This is a genomic window from Pseudomonas sp. HD57-3, from assembly GCF_056113135.1.
The window spans coordinates 3,720,098-3,742,155 of record NZ_CM148568.1; the positions used below are offsets into that span (position 1 = coordinate 3,720,098).

The 22,058-nt window shown below is 62.3% G+C and carries 19 protein-coding genes; 17 read left to right on the plus strand and 2 right to left on the minus strand.

Features of this window, described 5'->3' with window-relative positions:
- Positions 1–18: 18 nt before the first annotated feature.
- From AC0R79_RS16605 to AC0R79_RS16635, 7 genes are all read left to right on the plus strand, one after another.
- Positions 19–1,107 carry a polyamine ABC transporter substrate-binding protein gene (locus AC0R79_RS16605; RefSeq protein ID WP_007951305.1) on the plus strand — a complete coding sequence of 363 codons (1,089 nt, stop codon included), beginning with the start codon at positions 19–21 and terminating at the stop codon, positions 1,105–1,107.
- Positions 1,104–2,405, plus strand: coding sequence for an NAD(P)/FAD-dependent oxidoreductase (locus AC0R79_RS16610; RefSeq protein WP_474730641.1), 1,302 nt, complete (start codon positions 1,104–1,106; stop codon positions 2,403–2,405). The genes AC0R79_RS16605 and AC0R79_RS16610 overlap by 4 nt, the downstream gene beginning before the upstream one ends.
- Positions 2,406–2,518: 113 nt before the next feature.
- Positions 2,519–4,174 (plus strand): PqiB family protein, encoded by a 1,656-nt coding sequence (locus tag AC0R79_RS16615; protein WP_007951303.1) that lies wholly within the window; start codon positions 2,519–2,521, stop codon positions 4,172–4,174.
- A 16-nt stretch (positions 4,175–4,190) separates the two neighbouring features.
- The gene (locus AC0R79_RS16620) at positions 4,191–4,742 is read left to right on the plus strand and encodes a PqiC family protein (RefSeq protein ID WP_474730644.1); all 552 of its coding nucleotides are present in this window, start codon (positions 4,191–4,193) and stop codon (positions 4,740–4,742) included.
- A gap of 212 nt (positions 4,743–4,954) precedes the next feature.
- Positions 4,955–5,968 (plus strand): iron ABC transporter substrate-binding protein, encoded by a 1,014-nt coding sequence (locus AC0R79_RS16625; RefSeq protein ID WP_258711762.1) that lies wholly within the window; start codon positions 4,955–4,957, stop codon positions 5,966–5,968.
- A 3-nt stretch (positions 5,969–5,971) separates the two neighbouring features.
- A complete protein-coding gene (locus AC0R79_RS16630; RefSeq protein ID WP_474730645.1) occupies positions 5,972–7,567 on the plus strand; it encodes an ABC transporter permease in 1,596 nt (531 codons plus the stop codon).
- Positions 7,564–8,616 carry an ABC transporter ATP-binding protein gene (locus tag AC0R79_RS16635; RefSeq protein WP_474730647.1) on the plus strand — a complete coding sequence of 351 codons (1,053 nt, stop codon included), beginning with the start codon at positions 7,564–7,566 and terminating at the stop codon, positions 8,614–8,616. Before AC0R79_RS16630 ends, AC0R79_RS16635 begins: the two co-directional genes overlap by 4 nt.
- Here AC0R79_RS16635 and AC0R79_RS16640 read toward each other — a convergent pair whose 3' ends face one another.
- Positions 8,617–9,507 (minus strand): site-specific integrase, encoded by an 891-nt coding sequence (locus AC0R79_RS16640; RefSeq protein WP_289205302.1) that lies wholly within the window; start codon positions 9,505–9,507, stop codon positions 8,617–8,619.
- Positions 9,508–9,938: 431 nt separating this feature from the next.
- Here AC0R79_RS16640 and arnB point away from each other — a divergent pair, with 431 nt between their 5' ends.
- Genes arnB through AC0R79_RS16690 form a run of 10 tightly spaced genes read left to right on the plus strand, consistent with a single transcriptional unit; the run spans position 9,939 to position 20,898 of the window.
- A complete protein-coding gene (gene arnB / locus AC0R79_RS16645) occupies positions 9,939–11,087 on the plus strand; it encodes a UDP-4-amino-4-deoxy-L-arabinose aminotransferase (protein WP_474730649.1) in 1,149 nt (382 codons plus the stop codon).
- Positions 11,084–12,106, plus strand: a complete 1,023-nt coding sequence (gene arnC, locus AC0R79_RS16650) for an undecaprenyl-phosphate 4-deoxy-4-formamido-L-arabinose transferase (RefSeq protein ID WP_474730651.1) — start codon at positions 11,084–11,086, stop codon at positions 12,104–12,106. The genes arnB and arnC overlap by 4 nt, the downstream gene beginning before the upstream one ends.
- Positions 12,103–14,094, plus strand: coding sequence for a bifunctional UDP-4-amino-4-deoxy-L-arabinose formyltransferase/UDP-glucuronic acid oxidase ArnA (gene arnA, locus AC0R79_RS16655; RefSeq protein ID WP_474730653.1), 1,992 nt, complete (start codon positions 12,103–12,105; stop codon positions 14,092–14,094). Before arnC ends, arnA begins: the two co-directional genes overlap by 4 nt.
- A complete protein-coding gene (arnD, locus tag AC0R79_RS16660) occupies positions 14,094–14,978 on the plus strand; it encodes a 4-deoxy-4-formamido-L-arabinose-phosphoundecaprenol deformylase (protein WP_127798233.1) in 885 nt (294 codons plus the stop codon). The genes arnA and arnD overlap by 1 nt, the downstream gene beginning before the upstream one ends.
- On the plus strand, positions 14,975–16,624 hold the full coding sequence (arnT, locus tag AC0R79_RS16665) for a lipid IV(A) 4-amino-4-deoxy-L-arabinosyltransferase (protein WP_474730655.1): 1,650 nt from the start codon (positions 14,975–14,977) through the stop codon (positions 16,622–16,624). The genes arnD and arnT overlap by 4 nt, the downstream gene beginning before the upstream one ends.
- The gene (gene arnE / locus AC0R79_RS16670) at positions 16,621–16,965 is read left to right on the plus strand and encodes a 4-amino-4-deoxy-L-arabinose-phosphoundecaprenol flippase subunit ArnE (protein WP_127798235.1); all 345 of its coding nucleotides are present in this window, start codon (positions 16,621–16,623) and stop codon (positions 16,963–16,965) included. The genes arnT and arnE overlap by 4 nt, the downstream gene beginning before the upstream one ends.
- Complete coding sequence (gene arnF, locus AC0R79_RS16675; RefSeq protein WP_474730657.1) at positions 16,962–17,360, plus strand: 4-amino-4-deoxy-L-arabinose-phosphoundecaprenol flippase subunit ArnF; 399 nt, start codon at positions 16,962–16,964, stop codon at positions 17,358–17,360. Before arnE ends, arnF begins: the two co-directional genes overlap by 4 nt.
- Positions 17,361–17,362: 2 nt before the next feature.
- Positions 17,363–18,742: a UDP-glucose dehydrogenase family protein gene (locus AC0R79_RS16680; RefSeq protein WP_085603465.1), complete on the plus strand. Its 1,380-nt coding sequence runs from the start codon at positions 17,363–17,365 to the stop codon at positions 18,740–18,742.
- The gene (locus tag AC0R79_RS16685; protein ID WP_474730659.1) at positions 18,715–20,334 is read left to right on the plus strand and encodes an ArnT family glycosyltransferase; all 1,620 of its coding nucleotides are present in this window, start codon (positions 18,715–18,717) and stop codon (positions 20,332–20,334) included. The genes AC0R79_RS16680 and AC0R79_RS16685 overlap by 28 nt, the downstream gene beginning before the upstream one ends.
- 36 nt (positions 20,335–20,370) lie before the next feature.
- Positions 20,371–20,898 carry a GNAT family N-acetyltransferase gene (locus tag AC0R79_RS16690; protein ID WP_474730661.1) on the plus strand — a complete coding sequence of 176 codons (528 nt, stop codon included), beginning with the start codon at positions 20,371–20,373 and terminating at the stop codon, positions 20,896–20,898.
- On the opposite strand, the gene AC0R79_RS16695 is transcribed toward AC0R79_RS16690, so the two are convergent.
- Positions 20,882–21,847, minus strand: a complete 966-nt coding sequence (locus AC0R79_RS16695; RefSeq protein WP_474730663.1) for a LysR family transcriptional regulator — start codon at positions 21,845–21,847, stop codon at positions 20,882–20,884. The genes AC0R79_RS16690 and AC0R79_RS16695 overlap by 17 nt on opposite strands.
- Between the last annotated feature and the right edge of the window lie 211 nt (positions 21,848–22,058).

The following is a 22,058-nucleotide window of genomic DNA, read 5'->3' on the forward strand; positions in this document are numbered from 1 at the left end:
AATCGAAGAGGTGTCGATATGCGTCTGTTGAAATCCATGATCCCCGCCGCGCTGGCCCTGGCGTGCAGTGCCGGTGCCCTCGCCCAACCCCAGGTCAGCGTCTACAACTGGACCGATTACATTGGCGAAACCACCCTCGCCGACTTCCAGTCCTCCAGCGGGATCAAGGTGATCTACGACGTCTTCGACTCCAACGAAACCCTTGAAGGCAAACTGCTCGCCGGCCGCACCGGCTATGACGTGGTGGTACCGTCCAACCACTTCCTCGCCCGTCAGGTAAAGGCCGGTGCGTTCCTCAAGCTGGATCGCTCGCAACTGCCGAACTGGAAAAACCTCGACCCGAAACTGCTGGCCCTGCTCGAGAAGAACGACCCGGGCAACGAGCACTCGGTGCCATACCTGTGGGGCACCAACGGCATCGGCTACAACGTCGACAAGGTCAAGCAAGTGCTGGGCATCGATCACATCGATTCCTGGGCCGTGCTGTTCGAACCGGAAAACCTGAAGAAACTCACCCAGTGCGGTGTGTCGATGATGGACTCGGCCGATGAAGTGTTCCCGGCCATCCTCAACTACATGGGCATGGACCCGCGCAGCGAGAAACCCGAGGACTACAAGAAGGCCGAAGAGAAACTCCTGAGCATCCGGCCATACATCACCTATTTCCACTCCTCGAAATATGTGTCCGACCTGGCCAACGGCGACATCTGCGTGGCCTTCGGTTATTCCGGCGACGTGTTCCAGGCCGCCAACCGTGCCAAGGAAGCCAAGAACGGCGTGAACATCGCCTACTCGATTCCCAAGGAAGGCGCGAACCTGTGGTTCGACCTGCTGGCGATTCCCGCCGACGCCGGCAATACCAAGGAAGCCCACGCCTTCATCAATTACCTGCTCGATCCGCAAGTGATCGCCAAGGTCAGCGCCTCGGTCGGTTACGCCAACCCGAACCCGGCGGCCAAGCAATACATGGATCCGGAGCTGGTCAACAACCCCGAGGTCTATCCGTCGCAGGAAGTCCTCGACAAGCTCTACATTTCCTCTACCCCGCCCCAGTCGATCATGCGTCTGATGACCCGGTCCTGGAGCAAAGTGAAGTCGAACAAATGAATCAGCACACCCAGGAACACGCCCACTCCTATTACGCCGCGTCGGCCCGGGCCAGCACACCCTATCCGGAACTGGCGGGTGACCTGATCGCCGATGTCTGCGTGATCGGCGGCGGGTTCACCGGCGTCAACACCGCCATTGAACTGGCACAGCGCGGGCTTTCGGTAATTCTGCTTGAAGCCCGGCGCATCGGCTGGGGCGCCAGCGGGCGCAATGGCGGGCAACTGATTCGCGGGATCGGTCATGACGTCGAAGGTTTTGCCCGGCATGTCGGCAGCGAAGGCGTGCGCTACCTGCACCGGGCCGGGATCGATTCGGTGGAGCTGGTGCGCCAGCGCATCACCGACAACGCCATCGAATGCGACCTGCGCTGGGGTTTCTGTGAGCTGGCCAACACACCGGCACAGTTCGACGCCTTCAAGGCCGAGCAGGACAGCCTGGCGCAGCTGGGTTACCGCCATGAAACGCGGCTGGTCGCCCCGGAGCTGATTCGTCAGCAAGTGGTGAACGCGGGTGTCTACAAGGGCGGCCTGATCGACATGGGCTCGGGCCACTTGCATCCGCTGGATCTGGTGCAGGGCGAAGCGCGGCTGGCAGCCTCCCTCGGGGTGCGGATTTTCGAGCAGAGCCCGGTGCTGGAAATCGTCCATGGCCCGACCGTTCAGGTGCGCACCCAGAGCGGCACCGTGCGTGCCGGCAGTCTGGTGCTCGGCTGCAACGCGCACCTGGACGAACTCGAGCAGCAACTCAGCGGCAAGGTCCTGCCCGCCGGCAGTTACATCATCGCCACCGAACCACTGCCGGCGGAGCGCGCCGCCGAGTTGATTCCGCAGAACCTGGCGCTGTGTGACCAGAAAGTCGGCCTCGATTATTACCGGCTCTCGGCAGACCGGCGCTTGCTGTTCGGCGGTGCCTGCCATTATTCGGGACGGGATCCGGCCGACATCGCCGCCTACATGCGACCGAAGATGCTCAAGGTCTTCCCGCAGCTGGCGGATGTGCGCATCGACTATCAGTGGGGCGGCAAGATCGGCATCACCGCCAACCGCTTCCCGCAGGTCGGCCGTTTGAAGCAGCACCCGAACGTGTTCTATGCCCAAGGCTATTCCGGCCACGGCCTGAACGTCACCCATTGGTGCGCCAAGCTGCTGGGCGAAGCGATTCATGCCGGTCACAGTCAGGGCATGGATGTGTTCAGCAACGTGCCGCACATGACATTCCCCGGCGGCCCGGCGCTGCGCTCGCCACTGCTGGCACTGGGCATGTTCTGGTATCGCCTGCGGGAAATGCTGGGCTGACGCTTTGCGGTTAATGCGTCCTGCACATTTGCTCTATCGCGAAGCACTTCTATATTGATGAAGTGCTTTTGCGTTCCTGACGCTCAGTGCCCAACACACTCTGGAGGTCATGGATGGAGTCGTCAGCCGCCGATCAACCGCGAGCGCCCGGCCAGGCGCCGGTCAAGACCCGGCGTTTCAGCATCTCGCTGGTGTGGATCGTGCCGATCATTGCGGTGCTGGTGGGCATCTCGCTGGTGGTGCACAACCTGATGCAGGAAGGCCCCAGCATCGTCGTCACCTTCAAGACCGGCAGCGGCCTGACCGCCAACAAGACCGAAGTCAAATACCGCAACGTGGTCATCGGCCAGGTCACGGACGTCGAGCTGAGCGACGACCAGAAAAGCGTCAACGCCACGATCAAACTGGCCAAGCAGGCCGAAACCTTTACCCGCGAAGATTCGCAGTTCTGGGTCGTGCGCCCGCGCATCGGTGCGGGCGGCGTCTCGGGCATCGACACGTTGCTGTCCGGCGACTACATCGGCGCCGATATCGGTCAGTCCAACTCGCGCGCCAAGCACTTCAAAGGTCTGGAGAACCCGCCGCCGATCACCTACGGCGAGCCGGGCAAACGCTTCAACCTGCACGCTTCGGACCTCGGTTCGCTGGACATCGGCTCGCCGGTCTATTACCGCAAGATCCCGGTCGGCCAGGTGGTGGCTTACGCGCTGGACGCCGATGGCAAAGGCGTGAACATCGAAGTGTTCATCCATGCGCCAAACGATGCCTACGTCACGGAAAACACCCGGTTCTGGAACGCCAGCGGCATTGACGTAAACGTCGGTGCCAACGGTTTTGCGGTGAAAACCGAATCGTTGTCGACCTTGCTGGTCGGCGGCATCGCCTTCCGCGCGCCGGAGTACAGCCCCAACGACGTTGCCGCCGCCGAAGAAAGGACTTACGACCTGTTTGAGGACCAGCAAACCGCCCTCGCCCCGCCCAACGGCAAGGCGCAGTACCTGAGCCTGCGTTTCGATCAGGCGTTGCGCGGGCTGAAAGTCGATGCGCCGGTGGAATTCCTCGGCATGGAAATCGGCCGGGTGGTCAGCGTCAACCTGGACTTCGATGCGAAAAAACGCAGCTTCCCGCTCAACGTCGGGATCGTGATCTACCCGGCACGTCTCGGCCAGGCCCACGTGAAGATGCTCAAGGTGCTCAATCACAATCCGGAGGACGAAGCCGCCGCCGTGCGCCTGATCGGCACCTTTATCGACAACGGCCTGCGTGCCCAGGCCCGCAGCGGCAACCTGCTGACCGGCCAGTTGTACATCGCGCTGGACTTCTACCCGAAAGCCGAGAAAGTCGCGTTTGACCCGACCGCCCGCCCGATCAGCATTCCGACCATTCCCGGCAGCCTCGAACAGTTGCAGGAAAAACTCGAAGCGATGATCGACAAGCTCAACAAGCTGCCGGTGGAACGGATTGCCGGCAACCTCGACAGCAACCTGGTGGAATTGCGCAAAGGCCTGACCCAGTTCAACGCCAAGACCCTGCCCGGCGTGCAGAACACCCTCGCCGACGTGAGCAAGACCCTGCAATCGGCCAGTTCGACCCTGGCCGAAGACTCGCCGCAACGCGAACAACTGACCGAGACCCTCGACGAGCTCGGGCGCATGTCCCGTTCGTTGCGTGAGCTGTCCGATTATCTGGGCCGTCATCCGGAATCGTTGATTCGCGGCCGCCCCGACAACGCCGCGCCGCTGGACCTCAAAGGGCCGCCGCGCAATTGAGCACAGGAGCTGTCCCATGGCTTTAAAGCTGAAGTTCACCGTGCTCGCGATCGGCCTGTTGCTGGGCGCCTGCAGCAGCGCCCCGATCAGCTTTCACACCCTGACGCCGACGCAACCGATGGCCGGACGCGCCGGTTCGGAAATCGCCATCGAAGGCATCAGCGTGCCGCCGCAGGTCGACCGGCCGCAGATCGTCATCCGCCAGGGCAACAGCGGCCTGGCGATTCTTGAGACTGAATGGTGGGGCGCGAGCCTGAGCGATGAATTGCGCAGCGCACTGGTGGATCAGCTGAGCAATGCCGGCGGTACGCGCAAAACCTCGGTGCGCATCGATGTGCAACGCTTCGATTCGATTCCCGGGCAATACGGGCTGATCGACGTCAAATGGCGCCTGCGCCAGGCCAACGCCGGGGACGACGCCCTGACCGCCTGCCGTTCGCTGCTGCAAACCCCGTCCGGGCCGACCATCGACGATCTGGTGGTGGCCCAGCAGAACAACGTCAAGCGCCTGGCTGCGTTGATCAGTCAGGCCTCCACCGGCTCACGCGGCTGCCCACCCTCCTCCTGATCCCTCCTCAATCGGCAAGACGTACGGCCGCCGTGCAAGCGGCCAGACGCTGCTAATCTGAATGGCAATGACATTTATTAACGATTTCTTTGACGTATTTTTCTCGTTTGTCGCCCTACATTGCCGCGACTCTATTTTTGCAAAGCATTCGCATTTGAATCCCCTGCGGGTGCTCGCAAACCATAACGTCTAAAAACAGGAGCTGCCCCGCCATGAGTCCATCCGTTCCGTCCTTTCTGAAACAGGCCGCGCTGGCGACCGCGCTGCTCGCTGCCGGGCAGGCGTTTGCCGCCGATTCCGTCGGCCTGGTGGTCTACAACGCCCAGCACGAAACCCTGACCAAGGCTTGGGTCGCTGGCTTCACCGAGGAAACCGGGATACCGGTCACGGTGCGCAACGGCGATGACACGGAGATGGGCAACCAGATCGTGCAGGAAGGTGCGGCGTCGCCAGCGGATGTGTTCCTGACAGAAAACTCCCCGGCCATGGTGCTGGTGGACAACGCCAAGCTGTTCGCGCCCGTGGCTCCGGCCACCCTTGAGCAAGTCGATGCGGCGTATCGCCCGGCCCACGGCCAATGGGTCGGTATCGCCGCGCGCTCCACAGTGTTCGTCTACAACCCGTCCAAGTTGCCGGAAAAAGACCTTCCCAAATCCCTGATGGACCTCGCAAGCCCGGCCTGGAAAGGTCGCTGGGCCGCGTCGCCTGCCGGTGCGGATTTCCAGGCCATCGTCGCCGCCGTGCTGGAACAGAAAGGCGAAGCCGCCACCCTCGAATGGCTCAAGGGCATGAAAGCCAATTTCACCGCCTACCGTGGCAACAGCTCGGTGCTCAAAGCGGTGAACGCCGGGCAAGTCGACAGCGGCGTGATCTACCACTACTACGCGTTCGTCGATCAGGCCAAGACCGGTGAAAACAGCAAGAACACCGCCCTGCACTACTTCAAGCATCAGGATCCGGGTGCGTTCGTGAGCATTTCCGGCGGTGGCGTGCTGGCTTCCAGCAAACACCAGGAGGAGGCGCAGAAATTCCTCCAGTACATCACCGGCAAGCAGGGCCAGGAAGTGCTGCGCACCGGCAAATCCTTTGAATACGCGGTGGGCAAGGACGCTGCTTCCAACCCAAAACTGGTGCCGTTGAAGGATCTGGACGCGCCGAAAGTCGATGCATCGAAGCTCGACAGCAAGAAAGCCGTCGAACTGATGACCCAGGCAGGACTGCTGTAATTGATGCCTGAACCGCTGCCTGCGGAGATCGCTGCGGCGCCCTCCGCCCATTTGTCACGCCGGACCCGCGCCCTCAACGGACGCGGGAGTCCGTGGGTGGTCGTGCTGGCCATCGCGGTGTCGCTGCTGTCGTTGGTGCCGATCGGCTTTGTGATCGGCGTGTCGTGGTACACCGGCTGGGCGACCATCGAAGCGTTGGTCTTCCGTCCTCGGGTCGCCGAGCTGCTGATCAACACCGTGCTGCTGGTGCTGATCACGCTGCCGGTCTGCATCGTGCTCGGCACCACTCTGGCCTGGCTGACCGAGCGCACCGACCTGCCGGGGCGACGCTTGTGGTCATTGCTGGCCGTCGCGCCGCTGGCAGTGCCGGCATTCGTGCACAGCTACGCGTGGGTCAGTCTGATTCCGTCGATCAATGGATTGCCGGCCGGGGTGCTGGTGTCGGTGATCGCCTATTTCCCGTTCCTGTACCTGCCGATTGCCGCGACGTTGCGTCGGCTCGATCCGGCGATTGAAGACGTCGCCGAATCCCTCGGCCTCAAGCCTTGGGCGGTGTTTTTCCGGGTGGTATTGCCGCAACTGCGGCTGGCGATCTGCGGCGGTGCATTGCTGGTCGGTCTGCATCTGCTGGCCGAATACGGCCTGTACGCGATGATCCGTTTCGACACCTTTACCACGGCGATTTTTGACCAATTCAAATCGACCTTCAACGGCCCCGCCGCCAACATGCTAGCCAGCGTTCTGGCGCTGTGTTGCCTGGCGATGCTGCTGGTGGAATCCGGCGCCCGTGGTCATGCGCGATACGCCCGCGTCGGTTCCGGCAGCGCTCGCGAGCAACGCACCGTGCGCCTGCAACGACGCACCGCCGCGCTGGGTTTGTGCCTGCAAGGCCTGACCTGCCTGCTGGCCCTCGGCGTGCCGTTGCTGACCCTCGGCAAATGGCTGATCGCCGGCGGTGCCGAGGTCTGGCAAGGTAACGAATTGCTGCCGGCGTTGCTGCAGACACTGTCGTTCGGCGTGGCCGGCGCACTGTTGACCAGCCTCGCGGCGATCCCGATTGCCTGGCTGTCGATCCGCGCCCCCGGCAAGCTGCAACGCCTGCTCGAAGGCTGCAATTACATCACCAGCGCACTGCCGGGAATCGTGGTTGCCCTTGCGCTGGTCACCGTGACCATCCACTTCGCCCGACCGATCTACCAGACCACGATCACCGTGCTGCTGGCCTACCTGCTGATGTTTCTGCCCCGGGCGCTGGTCAGCCTGCGTGCCGGGTTTGCACAGGCTCCGGTGGAACTGGAAAACATCGCGCAAAGCCTCGGTCGCTCGCCGTTGCGCGCCCTGTGGCTGATCACCTTGCGTCTGGCGGCGCCCGGTGCGGCGGCGGGCGCGGCGCTGGTGTTTCTGGCGATCACCAATGAACTGACCGCGACCCTGCTGCTCGCGCCCAACGGCACGCGCACCCTGGCCACCGGTTTCTGGGCCATGACCAGCGAAATCGACTATGCCGCCGCAGCGCCTTATGCGCTGCTGATGGTGCTGTTGTCGCTGCCGCTCACGGCCATCCTCTATCACCAATCCAGGCGCAGTGCCGGCCGATGAACGCTCTCGACATCATCAACCTCAGCAAATCCTTTGGCGCGCAAACGGCGCTGGACTCCATCAACCTGTCCGTCCCGACCGGCAGCCGCACAGTGATCGTCGGCCCTTCGGGCTCCGGCAAGACCACTCTGTTGCGGATGATCGCCGGGTTCGAATTCCCCGACGCCGGCAGCCTGACGCTGAACGGCCAGACCCTGGTCGACAGCACTCACGCCGTGCCCGCGTATCAACGGCAGATCGGTTACGTGCCGCAGGACGGCGCGCTGTTCCCGCACATGACCGTGGCCGACAACATCGGCTTCGGGCTGGCGGAAACCGGCAGCGCCCGAACCGAGCGCATTCAGTCGCTGATGGACAGCGTCGCCCTGAACGCCGACATGGCCGCGCGCTGGCCCCACGAATTGTCCGGCGGCCAACAGCAGCGGGTGTCCCTCGCCCGGGCACTGGCGCAACGGCCGCGCCTGATGCTGCTCGACGAGCCCTTTTCCGCCCTCGACACCGGCCTGCGCGGCGCCATGCGCAAAATGGTCGCGCGCCTGCTGGAGGATGCCGGCGTGACCACGATTCTGGTGACCCACGATCAGGGCGAAGCGCTGTCGTTCGCCGACCAGCTGGCTGTCATGCGTGACGGCCGGCTGGTGCAATCGGGGCATCCGATGGACCTCTATCGCTACCCCGATGACGAGCAGACCGCGCGTTTTCTCGGCGAAGCCGTGGTCATGCCCGCCCGAATCGAAGCCGGTTGGGCCCATTGCGATCTGGGTCGGGTGGCGGTCAACACCAACGGTTTTTCCGGTGCTGCGCAGATCATGCTGCGGCCCGAACAGCTGCAACTGTCAGACATCCCCGCCGATCCGGACGGCTGTCACGCAGTGGTCACTGATCGGGACTTTGGCGGTAACGTCTGCACCCTGACGGTGGAACTTCGCTCCCAGGCCCGCCCCGGTCGCTCACTGCTGGTGCGCAGCTCCGGGATGCACGCGCCACCGGCCGGCAGCGCCGTGCAGTTGTCCATTCTGGGCGCGGCCCACGTCTTCGAGACAACCTGACTACAGGTCGAAGCGATCCACCGCGCGGCGCCGCTCGTTGTCGTCGCGCACGTCGTAGTTGGCGGTTGTCTGGATATTGCTGTGGTGGGCGAGCTTCTGGGCGATCGACAGGTCATGCTCTTCGATCACCCGGGTGATGAACGAACGCCGGAAATCATGGGGCATGATCTTCACACCGACCTGAGTGCCGCGCTGGCGGGCGATGTAATAGATCGCGTGCTTGGTGATGCGCTCGCGGGTGATGTGGCTGCCACGGCGAATACGGTTGAACAGAAACGCGTCGTCGCTCTCGCCTTCCTTGAGTTCCGAGCGACGGAACTCCAGCCAGGCATTCAGTTTGGCGAACGCCCAGGCCGGTGCGTATTTGATCAGCTGTTTATTGCCCTTGGCGGTGACGCACAGACTGCGCTCGGTAAAGTCGACCTGATTCAGATCCAGATCCACCGACTCCGACTTGCGCATGCCGGTGCCGTACAACAGCGCAATTACCGCCGCATCACGCAAACCTTGTGGTCGCGGATCGGCCGCGCAGACTTCCATCAATTCATGAATCAGCGTGCGCTTCAGATTGCGCCCCTGAGACAGTCGCGTGCCGGCGATGCCTTTGACCGAGCGCATCTTCAATAGATGGTCCTGGCTGATAAGACTCATGCGCCAGGCTTCATTCATCACACCACGAATGGCGTTTACATACAGCGAAGAAGTATTCGGTGCGTAGTCGTCTTCACGTAATGCCGCGACTAACGCAACGACATCTTCCGGTTGCAGCGCGTGCCACGGAATGTCTTCAACGTTCATGTCTTCGAAGCCGAGACGGTCGGCGGCATCTTGTAAAACGTAACGCATGGTGAGCTGGCTGGAGGGAGCCAAACGCGCCAGATACACGGTCATCGGGTTGGTTTTCAGGGTGTCGGGGGATGCAACGGGTAAGTCAATCAAACGTCGGGCCTTGAGTAAAAGCAGTTCAACACAGCAACTAACAACTGCAACATTCTTAATATAAGGGGAACACTTCCGTAGGACTTTTCTACTAAAAACCGCGATAAACGGTAGAAGTCTGAACAGTGGCTGTATGGGTTTCAGATAAACGATTCGCCGACCGGTTTTTCATGTTCCTTTCACAAAAACGGGCATAACCTTAATTCCACTGAGTCCTGTGCCGGCGCTGCCCAAGCTGCCGGGCAATGCCTGAAAAGTCAACCGAACCCGACGTTATGTCGTCTTGGCAACTTATTGATGCAAAGGATTTTTTCGCGTCTACGCTTTGATTGGATCCAATACTTCAATGGATCTATTTCTTTTTTCTTTGCAATGAGGTGTGCATGAGTCAGGCGTTTCTCCCCTTCTCCCGCCCCAGTATCGGTGATGAAGAAATTGCCGCCGTGGAGCAAGTTCTGCGCTCCGGCTGGATCACCACCGGGCCGAAAAACCAGGCTCTTGAAGAACAGTTTGCCCAGTACGTCGGTTGCCGCCATGCCGTGGCTCTTTCCTCGGCCACCGGCGCCATGCATGTAACGTTGCTGGCGCTGGGAATCGGCCCCGGCGATGAAGTCATCACCCCGTCGCAGACCTGGGTGTCCACCGCCAACATGATTTCCCTGCTCGGCGCCATGCCGGTGTTCGTCGATGTCGATCGCGACACCCTGATGACCGACGCCGCGCGCATCGAAGCCGCCATCACCCCGCGCACCAAAGCGATCATTCCCGTGCATTACGCCGGCGCCGCGTTCGACCTTGATCCGCTCTACGCGCTGGCCGACAAACACGGCATCGCCGTGATCGAAGACGCCGCTCACGCCGCCGGCACCCGCTACAAGGGCCGCCACGTGGGCTCGCAAGGCACCGCGATCTTCTCGTTCCACGCGATCAAGAACATGACCTGTGCCGAAGGCGCAATGTTCGTCACCGACGACGAAGCCCTGGCCAACCGCGTGCGCATGCTCAAGTTTCATGGCCTGGGCGTCGATGCCTACGACCGCCTGACCCACGGCCGCAAACCCCAGGCCCAGGTGATCGAGCCCGGTTTCAAATACAACCTGGCCGACACCAACGCCGCGATTGCCCTGGTGCAACTGGAGCGTCTGGACGCAATCAACGCCCGCCGCACCGAACTGGCCACGCAATACCTGCAAAAACTCGAAGGCCTGCCGGTGCAACCGCTGGCCGTGCCGACATACGCCCAACAGCACGCCTGGCACCTGTTCATCCTGCGCATCGACAGCGAGCGCTGCGGCATCGATCGCGAAGCCTTCATGAAGGGTTTGCAGGAGCAAGGCATCGGCACCGGCATCCACTTCATCGCCACCCACCTGCACACCTGGTATCGCCAGCGTGATCCGCACCTGTCCCTGCCCGACACCGAGTGGAACTCGGCGCGGCTGTGCTCGATTCCGTTGTTTCCCGACATGACCGACCAGGATCTGGACCGGGTCGTCGGGGCCATTGAACACCTGATGGGGAAACGCCCGTGAGACCTTATCCGATTCATTGCGTGTCGATCGTCATCCCGGTCTACAACGAAGAAGACAGTCTGCCGGAGCTGCTGCGCCGCACCCAGGCCGCCTGCCAGCAATTGCGGCATGACTACGAAATCGTGCTGGTCGACGACGGCAGCCGCGACGCCTCCGCGCAATTGCTCGAAGACGCCGCGTCAGTTGAAGACAGCCCGTTCGTGGCGGTCATCCTCAACCGCAACTACGGTCAGCACGCGGCGATCATGGCCGGTTTCGAACAGTGCAAGGGCGACGTGGTGATCACCCTCGACGCTGACCTGCAGAACCCGCCGGAAGAAATCCCGCGCCTGGTGGCCGAGGCCGAAAAGGGCTTTGACGTGGTCGGCACCGTGCGCGGCAACCGTCAGGATTCGGCCCTGCGCCGTTGTCCGTCGAAACTCATCAACCTCGCCGTGCAGCGCTCCACCGGCGTCGCCATGAGCGACTACGGCTGCATGCTGCGCGCCTACCGCCGCACCATCATCGACGCGATGCTCGCCTGCCGCGAACGCAGCACGTTCATTCCGATCCTCGCCAACAGCTTCGCCCGCCACACCACGGAAATCACCGTGGCCCACGCCGAGCGCGAACACGGCGATTCGAAATACAGCCCGATGCGCCTGATCAACCTGATGTTCGACTTGATCACCTGCATGACCACCACGCCCCTGCGCCTGCTGAGCATCGTCGGCTTCGCCATGGCCGGGCTCGGCGTGCTGTTCGCGGCGGCGCTGATCGTCATGCGCCTGGCCTTTGGTGCCGGATGGGCCGGCGATGGTCTGTTCGTGCTGTTCGCCGTGCTGTTCGTGTTCACCGGTGGCCAGTTCATCGGCATGGGCCTGCTGGGCGAATACCTGGGGCGCATGTACAGCGATGTGCGCGCCCGCCCGCGTTTCTTCATCGAAAAGGTCCTGCGCGGGCACCCCGCCTCGCCGGCCCCCGCCATCACCGTTGACGGCCTCACTTCCAACTCCACGTCCGATCAGGTTCTCTCATGAGCGCAAAAACCGTTGTCTTCGCCTACCACGATATTGGCTGCGCCGGCATTCAAGCCCTGCTCGACAGCGGCTACGACATTGCGGCCGTGTTCACCCATGCCGATGACCCGCAGGAAAACGCGTTCTACGCCTCGGTCGCGCAACTGTGCGCCAGCAAAGGCATCGCGGTTCATGCACCGGAAGACGCCAACCATCCGCTGTGGATCGAACGGATTGCCAAGCTCGATCCGGATTACATCTTCTCCTTCTACTATCGCAACCTGCTGAGCGAGCCATTGCTGGCCACCGCCAAAAAAGGCGCGTTCAACCTGCACGGCTCATTGCTGCCGCGCTATCGTGGCCGCGCCCCGGCCAACTGGGTGCTGGTCAACGGCGAAACCGAGACCGGCGTCACCCTGCACCGTATGGTCAAGCGCGCCGACGCCGGCGCCATCCTCGCCCAGCAACGCGTGGCCATCGAACGCAGCGACACAGCGCTGAGCCTGCACGGCAAACTGCGGATCGCCGCCAGCGACCTGCTGCGCGATGCATTGCCGGCGATGTTGCACGGCAAACTGCGGGAAACTCCGCAGGACGAATCCCAGGCCACGGTGTTCGGTCGTCGCAGCCCGGCGGACGGCAAACTGGTCTGGGCGCAACCGGCCGAAAAACTGTTCAACCTCGTGCGGGCCGTGACCCAACCTTACCCAGGCGCCTTCTGCGCCGTGGGCGAGCACAAGCTGATCGTGTGGAACGCCGAGGTCGTCAAGGGCAACGAAGGCCAGGCGCCGGGCCGGGTCATCAGTGTCGATCCGCTGCGCATCGCCTGCGGTGAAGATTCGCTGGTGATCAACGCCGGCCAGCGCAACGACAACGGCCTGTACCTGAGCGGCCCGCAACTGGCCAATGAACTCGGTCTGGTGGACGGCTCGCTGCTGCGCGGCGCCGAATCCGGCCGTGGCCCACGCCGTACACGGGTGCTGATCCTCGGCGTCAACGGCTTCATCGGCAACCATTTGTCCGAGCGCCTGCTGCGTGACGAGCGCTACGAAGTCTATGGCCTGGACATCGGTTCCGACGCCATCGACCGCCTGCGCAGCCATCCGCGTTTTCACTTCGTCGAAGGCGACATCAGCATTCACTCGGAGTGGATCGAGTACCACATCAAGAAATGCGACGTGGTGCTGCCGCTGGTGGCCATCGCCACGCCGATCGAATACACGCGCAACCCGCTGCGGGTGTTCGAACTCGACTTCGAAGAAAACCTGAAACTGGTGCGCTACTGCGTCAAATACAACAAGCGTGTGATCTTCCCGTCGACCTCGGAAGTCTATGGCATGTGCCAGGACAAGCACTTCGACGAAGACAGCTCGAACCTGATCGTCGGCCCGATCAACAAACAGCGCTGGATCTACTCGGTGTCCAAGCAACTGCTGGACCGGGTGATCTGGGCCTACGGCGCCAAGGGTCTGAACTTCACCTTGTTCCGTCCCTTTAACTGGATGGGCCCACGGCTGGATCGCCTCGATTCGGCGCGCATCGGCAGCTCCCGGGCCATCACCCAGTTGATCCTCAATCTGGTGGAAGGCACGCCGATCCGCCTGTTCGACGGCGGCGAGCAGAAACGCTGCTTCACCGACATCGCCGACGGCGTCGAGGCGCTGGCGCGGATCATCGATAACGACAACGACGTCTGCAACGGCCAGATCATCAACATCGGCAACCCGGACAACGAAGCCAGCATTCGTCAGTTGGGCGAAGAACTGTTGCGCCAGTTCGAGGCTCATCCGCTGCGTTCCAACTTCCCGCCGTTCGCCGGTTTCCGCGACGTGGAAAGCAAGGCGTTCTACGGCGCCGGTTACCAGGACGTCGAGCACCGCAAACCGAGCATCGCCAACGCCAAGCGCCTGCTGGACTGGACGCCGACCGTGGAAATGCGCGAGACCATCGGCAACACGCTCGACTTCTTCTTGCGTGAAGCGATGCTCGAAATCGAGAGCAAGCGCTGATGCAGGCCGGTTTGCGCATCGACGTCGACACCTTTCGCGGCACCCGCGAAGGTGTGCCGCGCTTGCTGGAAATTCTCGATGAAGCGCAGATCAAGGCGACGTTTTTCTTCAGTGTCGGCCCCGACAACATGGGCCGGCACCTGTGGCGCCTGATCCGTCCGCAGTTCCTCTGGAAGATGCTGCGCTCCAACGCCGCCGGCCTGTACGGCTGGGACATCCTGCTCGCCGGCACGGCCTGGCCGGGCAAGCCGATCGGCCGCGACCTCGGGCACCTGATGCGTCAGGCCCGGGCCGCCGGCCACGAAGTCGGCCTGCACGCCTGGGATCACCATGGCTGGCAGGCCAATGCCGGGCGCTGGAGCGATGCGCAACTGGTCGAGCAGATCCGTCAGGGCGTCGACACCTTGAGCGACATCCTTGGCGAAAAGGTCACGTGTTCTGCCGCCGCCGGTTGGCGTGCGGACGAGCGTGTGATCGAAGCCAAACAGGCCTTCGGCTTTCGCTACAACAGCGATTGCCGTGGGCAGCGGCTGTTCCGCCCGTTGCTGTCTGACGGCTCGGTCGGTGCGCCGCAGATTCCGGTGGACTTGCCGACCTTCGATGAAGTGGTCGGGCCGAGTGTGGCGGCGAAGGATTTCAACGCCTTCATCCTCGACCGGTTCCGCCCGGACAACCTCAACGTCTACACCATTCACGCCGAAGTAGAAGGGATTCTGATGGCCGAAGATTTTCGTCGACTGCTGGCCGACGCACGCCAGCGAGATATCAACTTTCAGCCGCTGGGCGACTTGCTGCCCGCGTTTCTCAACACCCTGCCCGTCGGCCGTGTGCAACGCGGTGCCCTCGAAGGCCGCGAAGGCTGGCTGGGAGTGCAAGGCGCATGAGCAAACGCTGGGCATTGCCGCTGTTGCTGGGGATTTTCCTGCTGGCCTATCTGCTGCCGCTGGGCAGTCATGGTCTGTGGATTCCCGATGAAACCCGTTATGCGCAGATCAGCCAGGAAATGCTGCTGAGCGGCAACTGGGTGTCGCCGCATTTCATGAACCTGCGTTACTTCGAAAAACCGGCGGCCGGTTACTGGATGATCGCCCTCGGGCAGGCCGTGTTCGGCCAGAACCTGTTCGGCGTGCGGTTTGCCTCGGCCCTGAGCACCGGGCTGAGCGTGCTGCTGTGCTTCCTCATCGCTCGCCGTTTATGGAATGACCCGCGCAAAAGCTTCGTCTGCGCCCTGCTCTACATGAGCTTCGTCATCGTCGCCGGCCAGGCTGGTTACGCCAACCTCGATCCGCAATTCACCTTTTGGGTCAACCTGAGTCTGGTGGCGCTGTGGTTTGCCCTCGACAGCCGCTCCAACGGCCAGCGCCTGGCCGGTTGGGCAGTGCTGGGCCTGGCCTGCGGCATGGGGTTCATGACCAAAGGCTTTCTCGCCTGGCTGCTGCCGGTGCTGATCGCCTTGCCGTGGATGCTCTGGCAAAAGCGCTGGAAAGAAATGCTGCTGTACGGCCCGGTGGCCATCGCGGTGGCGATCATCGTCAGCCTGCCGTGGGTGTTGGCGGTGCACGGTCAGGAACCGGATTACTGGCGGTTCTTCTTCTGGCACGAGCACATCCGCCGTTTTGCCGGCGACGATGCGCAGCATGACGCGCCTTGGTGGTTCTACCTGCCGCTGCTGGTGGCGTTCAGTCTGCCGTGGGTCGGGATGTTGCCGGTGGCATTCAAGCAGGCGTGGCAGACCCGCCGCGAAACCGGCATCGCGTTTCTCGGCCTGTGGCTGCTGATGCCGCTGCTGTTCTTCAGCCTGAGCAACGGCAAGCTGCCGACCTACATCCTGCCGTGCCTTCTGCCGCTGGCGCTGCTGCTGGGCCATGCGCTGGCCGATCGCTTGCGTCTGGAGCAAGGCCGGGCGCTGGGCCTCAACGGTCTGCTGAACCTGTTGCTGGGACTGGTTACGTTGATCGGACTGGTTTACGTGCAGCTCAAGCGTCCGCTGTACGACCACGAATTGCACAGCCTGGTGCTGGTGTTCATCGCCCTGACCGGCTGGATCATCAGCAACCTGCTGCAAGCCTTCCGTCCATTGCAATGCTGGGCGGCACCGGCGGTGGGCAGTCTGCTGCTGATCGCGCTGCTGCCGGCGGCGCTGCCCAAATCGGTGGTGGCGAACAAGATGCCTGACCAGTTCGTACTCGCCCACCAGACGGAACTGGCGGCCACCACGCACCTGTTGAGCAACGATCTGGGCGCCGCGTCGGCCCTGTCCTGGCGGGTCAAACGCCCGCAGGTGGCGATGTACAACACGATAGGCGAATTGAAATATGGCCTTGCCTATCCTGACGGCATTCACCAACGGGTCGATCCCGATCAGGTGCAACAGTGGATGCGCGAAGCCCGCAAGACCGGTTCGGTCGGCGTGGTGATGCGGGTCAAGGGGCAAGACGAACTGGACGAACTCGACAGACTGCCCAAGGACGGCGTTCGTTATGAGCAAGGCAACCTGGTGATCATGATTCTTCCGCAGGAGGCGTCATGAGCCTGTGGCTGCTGTTGCTCGCCTGCCTGCTGACCTGCCTGGGCCAGGTCGCGCAGAAATACGCCGTCGAGAGCTGGCGCGGCGCGAGCCTGCCGTGGTCGCGCAAAGTGCGCTCGCCTTGGCTGTGGCTGGCGCTGTTTGCCCTCGGCACCGGTCTGCTGGTGTGGCTGCTGGTGTTGCAGCGCCTGCCGGTCGGCATCGCTTACCCGATGCTCAGCCTCAATTTCGTGATCATCACCTTGATCGCCCGCTTCGTGTTCAAGGAGCCCGTCGACGTTCAACACTGGTTCGGCGTGCTTCTGGTAATCGGTGGCGTGACGTTGTTGGGGCAGCAGTCATGAACCAGCGTCGTGGAATCTTCTTCGCCCTGGCCAGCGTGCTGCTGGTCAGCGTGGCGCAACTGAGCATGCGCTGGAGCATGACGCGTCTGCCCCGGCCGGATCAGTGGCTGGCCGGGCCCAGCGTCGATTCAGTTGCACTGGCCGTGGTGCTCGCGGCGATCTTCGCCTACGCGCTGTCGATGCTCTGCTGGCTCGCCGCCCTGCGCGATCTGCCGCTGGGCCGGGCCTATTCGCTGCTGAGCATCAGCTACGCGCTGGTGTACCTGCTGGCGGCCAGCCTGCCGCTGTTCAACGAATCCTTCAGTTTCTCTAAATCACTGGGCGTGGCGCTGGTCATGCTCGGGGTCATCACCATCAACACTCGTCCGGCCCGTGCGCCCGAATTGAGGAGTTAGCCATGAAAATCACAGTGTTTGGTAGCGGTTATGTCGGCCTGGTGCAGGCCGCCGTGCTGGCCGAAGTCGGCCATGACGTGGTGTGCATGGACATCGACGAGAAGAAAGTCGAGCTGCTGCGCCAGGGTCACGTCAGCATTTTCGAGCCGGGGCTGGCCAGTCTGGTCCGCGAGGGCCTGGACGCCGGGCGCCTGCAATTCACCTGCGATGAAAAACTCGCAGTGCAGCACGGCAAGGTCGCGTTCATTGCCGTCGGCACCCCGTCGAAAGAAGACGGTTCGGCCGACCTGCGTTACGTGCTGTCGGTAGGTGACGCCGTGGCCCGCCACCGTGAGAAACCGCTGATTCTGGTGGAAAAATCCACCGTGCCCGTCGGCACCGGCGACACCTTGCGCACCCACCTGGACAAGGCGCTGATCAAGGCCGGGCGCCTGTTGCAGTTCGATATCGTGTCCAACCCGGAATTTCTCAAGGAAGGTTCCGCGGTCGCCGACTGCCGTCGGCCGGACCGGATCGTCATCGGCTGCGAGCGCGAAGAAGTGCGCGACGTGATGCGTGACCTGTACTCGCCGTTCAACCGCAACCACGACCGCATCATGTTCATGGACCTGCGCAGCGCCGAACTGACCAAGTACGCCGCCAACTGCATGCTGGCGACCAAGATCAGCTTCATCAACCAGATCGCCGAACTGGCCGAACACCTGGGCGCGGACATCGAATCGGTGCGCCAGGGCATCGGCGCCGACAGCCGCATCGGCTACCACTTCATCTACCCCGGTTGCGGTTACGGCGGCTCGTGCTTCCCCAAAGACATGCGCGCGCTGATCCACAGCGCCGAAGAGGCGCACTGCTCCAGCGACTTGCTGCAAGCGGTGGAAGCGATCAACCAGCGGCAGAAGCACAAGCTGTTCGAACGCATCAACGCGTTCTACAAGGGTGAACTGCGTGGCAAGACCTTCGCCCTGTGGGGCCTGGCCTTCAAGCCGAATACCGACGACATGCGCGATGCGCCGAGCCGGGTGCTGCTCGAATCGTTGTGGGCCGCCGGCGCCAGTGTGCGGGCGTTCGACCCGGAAGCGATGCAGGAAACCCAGCATCTGTACCCGGAAGAATCAAAACTGATGCTGATGGGCACCCCGGAATCGGTACTCGCCGGTTCCGACGCGTTGATCATCTGCACCGAATGGCAGCAGTTCAAGGCGCCGGATTTCGACCTGATCCAGCAACGCCTCAAGGCTCCGGTGATCTTCGACGGCCGCAACCTGTACGACGCCGAACGCCTAGCCCGCAACGGTTTCCATTACTTCCCGATGGGCCGTGGCGAATCGCGCACCCTGCCGATTCCGTTGCAGCAATGGCCGCACGCCTCGGACGTGGCTTGATCGGTTTGACCCCTGCCCTGCGCCGGCAGTCCCTGATCGCAGGGCTGCTGGCGTTTCTGCTGTTCATCGCCGGCGTGTACGGGCAGGCGCCCATCGGTTTCGACTCGCGCTTCGTGTTGTTCGCCCAGGAAATGCTGCGCCACGGGCCCAATATTTTTCCCACCACTTATGGTGAGCCGTACGCCGATTATTCGTCGCTCTCGACCTTGTTCATCTGGCTGTTGTCGTTGCCGTTCGGGGCGGTCAACAGCCTGACGGCGTGGCTGCCGAGCGCTTTCGCCGGCGCGGTGATCGTGACGTTGATGTATCGCTTGCTCGCGCCCTCATCCGTGCGTTGGGCGGTGGTCAGCATCGCGCTGCTGATGCTCACCAGCACCTTCATCACCGAGACCCGCGCGGTGTCGCAGGACCTGATGCTCGCCGCCGTGGCGTTTTCGGTGTTCTACCTCGGCTATGCCCACGACCATTTCGCTGCCGGTCGACGCTGGCCGCTGGTGTTCATTCTGCTGCTGCTGGGGTTCGGCATTCGCGGGCCGATCGGGCTGGTGGTGCCGACCGGCATGCTCTGCAGTTACTACCTGCTGGATCGCCAATGGTCGCGCCTGTTGACCTTCGGCGTGCTGGCCTCGCTGCTGCTGGCGGCCTGCGTCGGGCTGTTGTTGTGGCTGGCGGAGGTCAGCGGTGGGCCGGCGTTTCGTCAGGACGTGATCCGCATGCAGTTCATGGGGCGCATGGACGGCAGCGAAGGCGTCAGCGGTTCGCTGTATTACTTCACCAGCTCACTAGGCAACTACGCGCTGGCGTATCCGCTGGCCTTGCTGGCACTGGTGGCGGCGTGGCTGAGCAAGCCCAGCCAGCGCGGCCCGGCTTTGCGACTGGTGCAGTATTGCGCTGCTGCGGGGTTGATCGTGATGCTCGGGCTGTCGATTCCGCAGGCGAAAAAGGCCCGTTACCTGCTGCCGATGCTGCCCATGGCGGCGATCATTGCGGCGTACCCGTTTCAGGTAGTGCATGGCCGGGTGTTTGCGTGGCTGCGTGTCGCCATGCGGGGATTGTGGTTGTTGATTCCCGCGTTGTTGATCGCTTTGTTGTGGGTGGCGAAGCGGCGGTTTCCCGAGTCGTTGACCGACCTGACGCCGGTAATGATCGTGCTCGGATTGCTGCAACTGGCCGCGTTGTCGCGGTTGTGGCTGCCGCGCTGGCGAACCGAAGTCCTCGCGCTCAGCGCTGTTTTGGCGGTCTGGTCGGCGTATGCGCTGGTGTTCGAGCCGGTGGAGCGCCAGCTGTATGACACGCGATCCTTCAGCCAGGCGGCACTGGCGCGGATCCACGAGCACCCCGCGCCGCTGGTGCTGCACGGCATGGGCAAGGACGCCAAGGCGATCAAGTTCATGGTCAACGTCGAGCAGGATCTGCAACCGCTGTTCACTGAAACCACGCAAGCGCTCGAAGCGCTCAAGGGGCCGGCGTGGCTGATGATGGATCGCAGCGACTTGCAGGCCCTGCAAGGCACGCCGCTCGGTGCGCTGCAGCCGGTGCTGAGCGGGCGTTTCGACAAAAACGATTATGTGTTGCTGTGGCTGACGCCTTAACCTGCGCGACGTGATTTCGACAGGGACCGCTGACTGATGATCTTTACCGTGCGACAGGCCCTGGCAGCCGATGCCACCGCCCTCCCCGCCATCGAGCGCTCGGCCGCCGAACTGTTTCGCCTCGACCCGTCACTGGCCTGGCTGGCGGATGCGTCTGTGCCGCAGGCTTCGGCGCATTTACCGGCCATTGAGCGGGGCGAACTGTGGGTCGCGGAAAACAACGACGGGCAACTTGCAGGTTTTTTAAGGGCGGTGACTGTCGACCAACAGTTGCACATTGAGGAACTGTCCGTCAGCCAACACTTTCAGGGCCGGGGCGTCGGTCGCAAGTTGCTGTTGGCGGCGATTGAACAGGCGCGTCTGTGGCAACTTCGGGCGGTGACGCTGACGACGTTTCGCGATCTGCCGTGGAATGCGCCGTTCTATCAACGCATGGGTTTTACGCTATTGAACGCCGACGACAGCGACGTACGTCTGAGCGATGTATTGCGCGATGAAATCGCTCACGGATTGCCCGGCGAGCGACGTTGCGCCATGCGTCTGATCCTCACGCCGTCGCCTTGAGATCAACCCCCAGCGCCTGGGCGAACGCCTTGACCAACGGACTGCGCACGGTGTTGTGCCGCAGGATCAGATTGAACGGCGTGTCGAAGTGAATCAGCTCCGGGCACACCGCGCGAAACTGCCCGGCGGCCACCAGCGTGGCGGCGTAATGCCGGGGCAGAAAGCCCACGAAACGCCCGGTCTTGATCAGCAGCGCCACCGCTTCGACCTGGGTCGCCGAGGCGGAAAAACTGTCGTAGCGGGCAAAGTTGAGCTTGTCGCGATGGATTGCGTAGCGGTGGTTGATGCACTCGTAATCCTGCAGCACGTTGCCGCCCATCTGCTCCGCCGGCATCTCGAACAACGGGTGGCCGACGGCGCAGTAAGCCTGCGAGCGTTCTTCGTAGAGCGGGTAATAATCGAACTCTTCGCGCTTTTGATAAACCGGGACTATTCCGGCAACTAAGCGCCCCTCCACCACGCCTCTTTCCACTTCATCCAATTGGGTGGCCTGAAGTTGAAACCTTACTTTCGGCGAGTGTTCATTTATCTTTCTAAGCGCGGCAACTAACGGTGAATTATCGTCGGTAATCGTATTGTCGATCACTCCCACTCCGAGATCGCCGATAAGTTCGTTCTGCGCTGAACTAAGCCGGTCACGAAAGTTGTCGACCGAGGCAAACAGATCGATCGACGCCTGATACACCAGACGCCCTTCTTCGGTCAGGTGAAACCCTTCGCGCCCCCGGGTACACAGGCGCATGCCGATGCGGATTTCCAGGTCGGAGATCTGCTTGCTGATCGCGGCCAGGCCCACGTTCAGCTCGTTTTGCGCCGCGCTGAAGCCGCCGGCCTCGACCACCGCCTTGAACACCTTGAGCAGTTTGAAATCCAGTCCGCTGAGGGCCAAAGGTGCCCGGTGAGCGGTTTTGACCGGTGGGTTTCCGGAATTGGAAAGTGGGGTTTCCATAATGCTGATTTACCTCTGGCGCAATGTTCAACAATCTGTGTCCAACAACAAAAACATCGCCGGCTAATAATAATGATCACAGAAAACAAGCCTTGGCAACCGCCAAAAAATCCCGAACATCAGTGCCAACTCACTGATCGCCAAACATTAAAAGCTGACACTTCGATCAGCTCTTGTCTCTTTGCAACTGCCCTCTTGAAAACTGCTTTGG

Excerpts from the sequence above, each read along its gene's own strand:
- AC0R79_RS16685 (WP_474730659.1), top strand. The coding sequence starts at position 18,715 with ATGGCCGCACGCCTCGGACGTGGCTTGATCGGTTTGACCCCTGCCCTG.
- AC0R79_RS16625 (WP_258711762.1), top strand. The coding sequence starts at position 4,955 with ATGAGTCCATCCGTTCCGTCCTTTCTGAAACAGGCCGCGCTGGCGACC.
- AC0R79_RS16630 (WP_474730645.1), top strand. The coding sequence starts at position 5,972 with ATGCCTGAACCGCTGCCTGCGGAGATCGCTGCGGCGCCCTCCGCCCAT.
- arnT (WP_474730655.1), top strand. The coding sequence starts at position 14,975 with ATGAGCAAACGCTGGGCATTGCCGCTGTTGCTGGGGATTTTCCTGCTG.
- AC0R79_RS16610 (WP_474730641.1), top strand. The coding sequence starts at position 1,104 with ATGAATCAGCACACCCAGGAACACGCCCACTCCTATTACGCCGCGTCG.
- AC0R79_RS16620 (WP_474730644.1), top strand. The coding sequence starts at position 4,191 with ATGGCTTTAAAGCTGAAGTTCACCGTGCTCGCGATCGGCCTGTTGCTG.
- AC0R79_RS16680 (WP_085603465.1), top strand. The coding sequence starts at position 17,363 with ATGAAAATCACAGTGTTTGGTAGCGGTTATGTCGGCCTGGTGCAGGCC.
- AC0R79_RS16605 (WP_007951305.1), top strand. The coding sequence starts at position 19 with ATGCGTCTGTTGAAATCCATGATCCCCGCCGCGCTGGCCCTGGCGTGC.
- arnF (WP_474730657.1), top strand. The coding sequence starts at position 16,962 with ATGAACCAGCGTCGTGGAATCTTCTTCGCCCTGGCCAGCGTGCTGCTG.
- arnB (WP_474730649.1), top strand. The coding sequence starts at position 9,939 with ATGAGTCAGGCGTTTCTCCCCTTCTCCCGCCCCAGTATCGGTGATGAA.
- AC0R79_RS16640 (WP_289205302.1), bottom strand. The coding sequence starts at position 9,507 with ATGACCGTGTATCTGGCGCGTTTGGCTCCCTCCAGCCAGCTCACCATG.
- AC0R79_RS16635 (WP_474730647.1), top strand. The coding sequence starts at position 7,564 with ATGAACGCTCTCGACATCATCAACCTCAGCAAATCCTTTGGCGCGCAA.
- AC0R79_RS16690 (WP_474730661.1), top strand. The coding sequence starts at position 20,371 with ATGATCTTTACCGTGCGACAGGCCCTGGCAGCCGATGCCACCGCCCTC.
- arnE (WP_127798235.1), top strand. The coding sequence starts at position 16,621 with ATGAGCCTGTGGCTGCTGTTGCTCGCCTGCCTGCTGACCTGCCTGGGC.
- arnD (WP_127798233.1), top strand. The coding sequence starts at position 14,094 with ATGCAGGCCGGTTTGCGCATCGACGTCGACACCTTTCGCGGCACCCGC.
- AC0R79_RS16695 (WP_474730663.1), bottom strand. The coding sequence starts at position 21,847 with ATGGAAACCCCACTTTCCAATTCCGGAAACCCACCGGTCAAAACCGCT.
- AC0R79_RS16615 (WP_007951303.1), top strand. The coding sequence starts at position 2,519 with ATGGAGTCGTCAGCCGCCGATCAACCGCGAGCGCCCGGCCAGGCGCCG.
- arnA (WP_474730653.1), top strand. The coding sequence starts at position 12,103 with ATGAGCGCAAAAACCGTTGTCTTCGCCTACCACGATATTGGCTGCGCC.